This window comes from Maricaulis sp. (genome assembly GCF_030149235.1).
GTDB lineage: Bacteria > Pseudomonadota > Alphaproteobacteria > Caulobacterales > Maricaulaceae > Maricaulis.
Window position 1 is genome coordinate 1 of the sequence record NZ_JASBRW010000052.1, and the last position, 5778, is coordinate 5778.

Consider the following 5778-nt stretch of genomic DNA (forward strand, 5'->3'; position numbering starts at 1 on the left):
GCTCCGCTACATGTCCGAGCGTGGCAAGATCGTTCCGTCCCGCATCACGGCCGTGTCTGCTAAGAAGCAGCGCGAACTGGCTCGCGCCATCAAGCGCGCCCGCCAGCTGGCCCTGCTGCCGTACGCTGCTGACTAAGGAGACCTGGCAATGAAACTGGTTCTTCTGGAACGCGTGGAAAATCTTGGTGCCATGGGTGATGTTGTCACCGTGCGCCCGGGTTTCGCCCGCAACTACCTCCTGCCGCAGGAAAAAGCCCTGCGCGCCACCGAAGCCAACCTGGCTCGCTTTGAAGCTGAACGCGATGCGCTGGAAAAGCGTAACGCCGAGCGCGCTTCTGCTGCAGCCACCGACGGCGAGAAGATTGACGGCGAAAGCTTCGTCATTATCCGCCAGGCAGGTGAAAGCGGTCAGCTTTATGGTTCCGTGACCTCGCGCGACATCGCAGAGATCGTTACCGAGGGCGGCGTTTCTGTCTCCCGCGGTCAGGTTGCCATCAACGCACCGATCAAGACGCTGGGCCTGCACGAGGTCCGCATCCGTCTGCACGCTGACGTCTCCGTCAATGTCTCGATCAATGTCGCTCGCTCCGAAGACGAAGCCGAGCGCCAGGCAGCCGGTGAGGACGTTATCGCGTCTGCCGCTGACGAAGATCGCGCCATCGCTGACGCTCAGGCTGCCGAGCTTTTCGAAGCCGGCCAGGACCGTGAAGACGAAGAGTTTGGCGGCGAAGCGGCTCCGGCTGCTGAAGACGCTTCCGGTGAAGACGAGGCGTAAGCCTTTTCTCGATCCGGACGAGTTTGAAGGGCGGGCCCAAGGGTCCGCCCTTTTTCGTGCCTGACGTGCGAGTGCCTGTGGAAAACTTTGATCAATGCCAACAGGCATTTGCGGGGTGACCGGTTTTGTCCGCTCGGTGCAATACCCTGAAAACGATTTCGATTCGCGGTTATCAACGTTTTCCACAGCCACTGGGAATTCACACCTGAAGATGACCTCAACTCTTTCTTCAGGCCGCCGCCGCGACTAACACCGACGGTTCCGCTCAACCGCGCTGTCTTGGGGATATACGTCTAGATGAGTACCGCCCTTCTGCCCTTCGAGGACGACACCCAGCTGGAGACCATCCCGCACAATCTGGATGCGGAACAGGCCTTTCTCGGATCGCTTCTGTACGACAACGAAGTGTTTCACCGCGTCGCCGACTGGCTCAAGCCGGAGCATTTCTACGACCCGGTGCATGCGCGCATCTATGACACAGCCACGGACCTGATCGGCAAGGGCTCGCTGGCTGATGCGGTTGTGCTGAAGACCCATTTCGACCGCGATGACGGACTGCGCGAGATTGGCGGGGCTACCTATCTCGCCATCCTCATAGAGAGCGCGGCCGACAGTGCGGCCGCGCCGGAATATGCCCGCATCATCTACGAGCTGGCGCTTCGCCGCGAACTGATCCGGGTCGGTAACGAGCTGGTCAATTCCGCCTCAACGGACCAGGAGCGCAAATCGCGCGAACTGATCCAGACCATCGAGCAACAGCTCTATAACCTCGCCGAGGAAGGCTCGGCCCAGCGCGGCTTTGTCGGCTTCAAGCAGGCCCTCGCCGAGGCCATCGAGACCGCCGCGGCAGCCTATGAGCGTGATGGCGGCCTGTCAGGTATCTCGGCAGGGATCCGGGCGCTGGACGAGAAGCTCGGCGGGCTTCACCCCTCCGACCTCATCATCCTCGCTGGCCGCCCCTCGATGGGCAAGACGGCGCTGGCGACCAATATCGCTTTTGACGTGGCCAAGAATTACGAGTTCGAGATCCAGCCGGACGGGACCAAGAAGACGACCAATGGTGGCGTTGTCGGCTTCTATTCACTCGAGATGTCGGCCGAACAGCTCGCGACCCGCCTGATCGCCGACTACACTGGCATTCCCGGCTACATGATCCGCCAGGGCACGATCGACGCGACCCAGTATGAAGAGATCCGCGATGCGGTGCTCGAGATCCAGGGCCTGCCGCTTTACATCGACGATACCGGTGGCCTGCCCATCTCCGCTCTCGCCGCACGCGCCCGCCGCCTCAAGCGCACCCATGGGCTCGACCTCATCGTGGTGGACTATCTGCAGCTGGTCACCTCCTCGAAAAGCGGTGAAGGCCGGGTGCAGGAAATCTCCGACGTCACCCAGAACCTGAAGGCCCTGGCCAAGGAACTCAACGTCCCGGTCATCGCCCTGTCGCAGCTTTCCCGTCAGGTCGAGCAGCGCGAGGACAAGAAACCGCAGCTCTCGGACCTGCGTGAATCCGGCTCGATCGAGCAGGACGCAGACGTGGTGATGTTCGTTTACCGCGAAGCGTACTACAAAGAGCGTGAGAAGCCGCGTGAGGACACGCCGGAATATCTCGCCTGGGAAGAAGAGTTTCGCAGGATCGAGAAGCTGGCGGAGGTCATCATCGGCAAGCAGCGCCACGGGGCCATCGGCACGGCCAAAGTGGCCTTTGATGGTGCCCGTACGAAGTTCTCCGATATTGATACCCGGTTTGAAGACAGCGCTCACTGACACCGCCCCGGCCCCGCGCCTGGTCGTTGATCTGGACATTATCCGCGCCAATTACCGCCGCCTGCAGGCGCTGGCGCCGGGCTCTGAGACCGCGGCTGTGGTCAAGGCCAATGCCTATGGGCTGGGCGCCGAACAGGTCGTACCGGCCCTGGCCGAGGCCGGTTGCCGCCAGTTCTTCGTTGCCCACACCTCCGAAGGCCGTGAAGCCCGCGAGGCCCTGGCCGAGCGGTCGGGCGAGATTTTCGTCTTCAACGGTTTCTGGCCGGCCGAGATCGACACTCTGCGCACCGCCGGTCTGATTCCGGTGATCAATGATCTCGGCCAGTTACAGCAATTGCGTGAGCATGCGCCTGACCTGCCCTGCGCCATCCATTTCGACACCGGAATGAACCGGCTTGGCCTCGATGCGCGCGAAACCCGGGCCGTGCTCGACGGGAATTTGCTCGACGGTCTCGATGTCCGCCAGATCATGAGCCATCTGGCCTGTGCGGACGAGGCCGGTCATGCCCTCAACCAGCAGCAACTCGACCGCTTCACCGCCATCCGCAACGCCCTGCCCGGCCTTCCCGCAAGCCTCGCAAATTCCGCCGGCGTCCTGCTCGGTACCGACTACCAGTTCGACGTCACCCGCCCGGGTCTGGCCCTTTATGGCGGCGCCCCGGCGCCCGGTGCCGATTTCGATGTCTGCGTCCGGATAGAAGCGCCGGTGTTGCAGGTCCGCACACTACAGCCCGGCGACAATGTCGGCTATGGCGCCAGCTGGACCGCCGGCCGCTCCATCCGCACGGCCACGATCGCTGCGGGTTATGCCGACGGCATACTGCGGGCATGCGGCGAAGGCGGCATGGCGCGCCTGAACGGCCAGCCCGTACCTATTCTCGGGCGCGTTTCCATGGACCTGATTTCCGTCGATCTGAGCGACTATCAAGGCGAGGTGCATCCCGGCGATTATGTCCATGTCCTCGGCGCCGACCTCGATGCGCTTGCCGACCATGCCGGCACCATTTCCTACGAACTCCTCGTTCGCCTCGGCCTGCGCTTCAACCGCGTCTATACGGGCTGACACCGAAGCCGGACGAACGGGCGGGAATCGTGTGCAAGATCACAGCCCGCCTGCGCCCACCTGACTTATTTTGTCACCCGGGTCCGCTTAACTGGCGCGACCACAGAGGAGACACATTGAAATGGCCCGTTCTGACAGCTTTTATGTTTGCCAATCCTGCGGCGCCGTACACTCGAAATGGGCGGGCAAGTGCGATGCTTGCGGGGAATGGAACACGCTGGTCGAGGAAGCGCCAGCTGCGCCGCTGGGCACGCAGGCGACCGCGCGCAAGCCCCGCGGCCGGGGCTCCAAGCTCGATCTGGTCGATCTCGGAGCCGACACGCCGGAACCACAACGCCTGATCTCTGGCGTCACCGAACTCGACCGGGTCGCCGGGGGCGGTTTGGTGCCAGGCTCGGCCATCCTGGTCGGCGGTGATCCGGGCATTGGCAAGTCAACGCTGCTCCTGCAGCTGATGGCCCGCCTCGCGCAGCAGGACGCCCGGGCGATCTATATCTCGGGCGAGGAAGCCGTGGCCCAGGTGCGCCGCCGCGCGAAACGTCTAGGCCTCGCCGAAGCCCCGGTTTCACTGGCTGCGGAGACCTCGCTCAACGCCATCCTCGACGGTCTGAAGTCGGAAAAGCCCGACGTGGTGGTCATCGATTCGATCCAGACGCTGTGGTCGGACCAGCTCACCGCGGCGCCCGGCACGGTGGCCCAGGTGCGCGCCTGTGCCCAGGAACTGGTGCGTTATGCCAAGAAGCGCAATTGCACCGTCATCCTCGTCGGTCACGTCACCAAGGACGGTCAGATCGCCGGGCCGCGCGTCGTCGAGCATATGGTCGATGCGGTGCTTTATTTCGAAGGCGAGCGTTCGCACCAGTTCCGTATCCTACGCGCCGTGAAGAACCGCTTCGGTCCGACCGATGAGATCGGGGTATTTGAGATGGGCGATAAGGGGCTGGGCGAAGTCCCCAACCCGTCCTCGCTGTTTCTCGACGGGCGCGAGGATGGCACCGCCGGCTCGGTGGTCTTTGCCGGCATGGAAGGAACCCGCCCGGTGCTTTCGGAGATCCAGGCCCTGGTCGCCCCCGCCGCCTTCGGCACCCCGCGCCGCGCTGTGGTCGGGTGGGATAGCGGCCGCCTCGCCATGGTCCTAGCCGTGCTGGAAGCGCGGTGCGGCGTCGCCTTTGGCAATCAGGATATTTTCCTCAACGTCGCCGGCGGTCTGAAGATCAATGAACCGGCTGCCGACCTGGCCGTCGCCGCCGCCATCGTCGCCTCGGCCCTGGACGTGTCCCTGCCGTCCAAGAGTGTCGTTTACGGAGAAATTAGTCTTTCCGGCGATGTTCGTCCCGTCGGCCGCTCCGAGGCACGTCTCAAGGAGGCCGCAAAGCTTGGTTTTACACGCGCTATTGCGCCGCGTGCCTCCGAATTGGATCACGTTCGCGTCGACGGCGTGGCCACCGCGCTCGAATTGGTGCAAACTCTGCGCGCAATTGCCGGTGAGTAAGGAGATCCCCTCATGGACGGGTCTTTGAGTACATTTGACGCTATTGGCGGAACCATCCTGCTGATTTCGGGTTTGTTGGCGCTGGTGCGCGGCTTTGTTCGCGAGGCGCTGTCCGTCACCGCCTTCGTTGCCGCCTCGCTGGCCACGCTCTGGGCGATGCCGGCCTTCTACGAGCCTGCCCGAGCCATGATCGACCCCGACTGGGTCGCGCCCTTTGCGGTCGGTGCGCTGGTCTTCCTGATCATCTACCTGGCGGTCACCTTTGTGACCTCGTCCCTGTCCCAGGGCTTGGCCAAGGGAGAAGATGTCAGCGTTGTGGATCGCCTACTGGGCTTCATCTTCGGCGTCGTGCGTGGCCTTGTCCTGCTGGCCCTGGGGGTGATCTTTTACACCGCGGCATTCGGCGTCGACGGCCGTCCGCCGGAACAGATCACCTCGGCGCGCATCTACAACATGGTCAATGCCACCGCGCGGGCGCTGCAAGTGCTCGCGCCGGAAAGTTCACGCATCGGTGAAACACCCCCCCTGGCTGACCCGGACGACGACCCGATTGCAGAAACTATAAGAAATGATGACACGTCCTATGGCAGACGCGATCGAAACCGCCTAGATGACCTCATCGGTGAGACGATGGATGGCCAGGATGATGACGGCGAGCGATAGGCAAGCAGTTCCCGCGAC

General features: G+C 63.2%; 6 protein-coding genes. All 6 read left to right on the top strand.

Annotation, left to right across the window (positions count from 1 at the left end; translation table 11 throughout):
* Positions 1-136 (top strand): 30S ribosomal protein S18 (gene rpsR / locus Q1V51_RS07460; RefSeq protein WP_300529314.1); only part of this gene is annotated, 136 nt, incomplete at its 5' end.
* Between the two features lie 12 nt (positions 137-148).
* Positions 149-775: a 50S ribosomal protein L9 gene (gene rplI / locus Q1V51_RS07465; RefSeq protein WP_300554816.1), complete on the top strand. Its 627-nt coding sequence runs from the start codon at positions 149-151 to the stop codon at positions 773-775.
* Positions 776-1072: 297 nt separating this feature from the next.
* Positions 1073-2542, top strand: a complete 1470-nt coding sequence (locus Q1V51_RS07470) for a replicative DNA helicase (protein ID WP_300554818.1) — start codon at positions 1073-1075, stop codon at positions 2540-2542.
* On the top strand, positions 2523-3605 hold the full coding sequence (alr, locus tag Q1V51_RS07475) for an alanine racemase (RefSeq protein WP_300554821.1): 1083 nt from the start codon (positions 2523-2525) through the stop codon (positions 3603-3605). Before Q1V51_RS07470 ends, alr begins: the two co-directional genes overlap by 20 nt.
* Before the next feature lie 121 nt (positions 3606-3726).
* Positions 3727-5097 carry a DNA repair protein RadA gene (radA, locus tag Q1V51_RS07480; protein WP_300554824.1) on the top strand — a complete coding sequence of 457 codons (1371 nt, stop codon included), beginning with the start codon at positions 3727-3729 and terminating at the stop codon, positions 5095-5097.
* Between the two features lie 12 nt (positions 5098-5109).
* A complete protein-coding gene (locus Q1V51_RS07485; protein WP_300554827.1) occupies positions 5110-5760 on the top strand; it encodes a CvpA family protein in 651 nt (216 codons plus the stop codon).
* The last annotated feature ends 18 nt before the right edge of the window (positions 5761-5778 follow it).

Coding starts and splice junctions, on each gene's coding strand:
- rplI (WP_300554816.1), top strand. CDS start 149: ATGAAACTGGTTCTTCTGGAACGCGTGGAAAATCTTGGTGCCATGGGT.
- Q1V51_RS07470 (WP_300554818.1), top strand. CDS start 1,073: ATGAGTACCGCCCTTCTGCCCTTCGAGGACGACACCCAGCTGGAGACC.
- radA (WP_300554824.1), top strand. CDS start 3,727: ATGGCCCGTTCTGACAGCTTTTATGTTTGCCAATCCTGCGGCGCCGTA.
- Q1V51_RS07485 (WP_300554827.1), top strand. CDS start 5,110: ATGGACGGGTCTTTGAGTACATTTGACGCTATTGGCGGAACCATCCTG.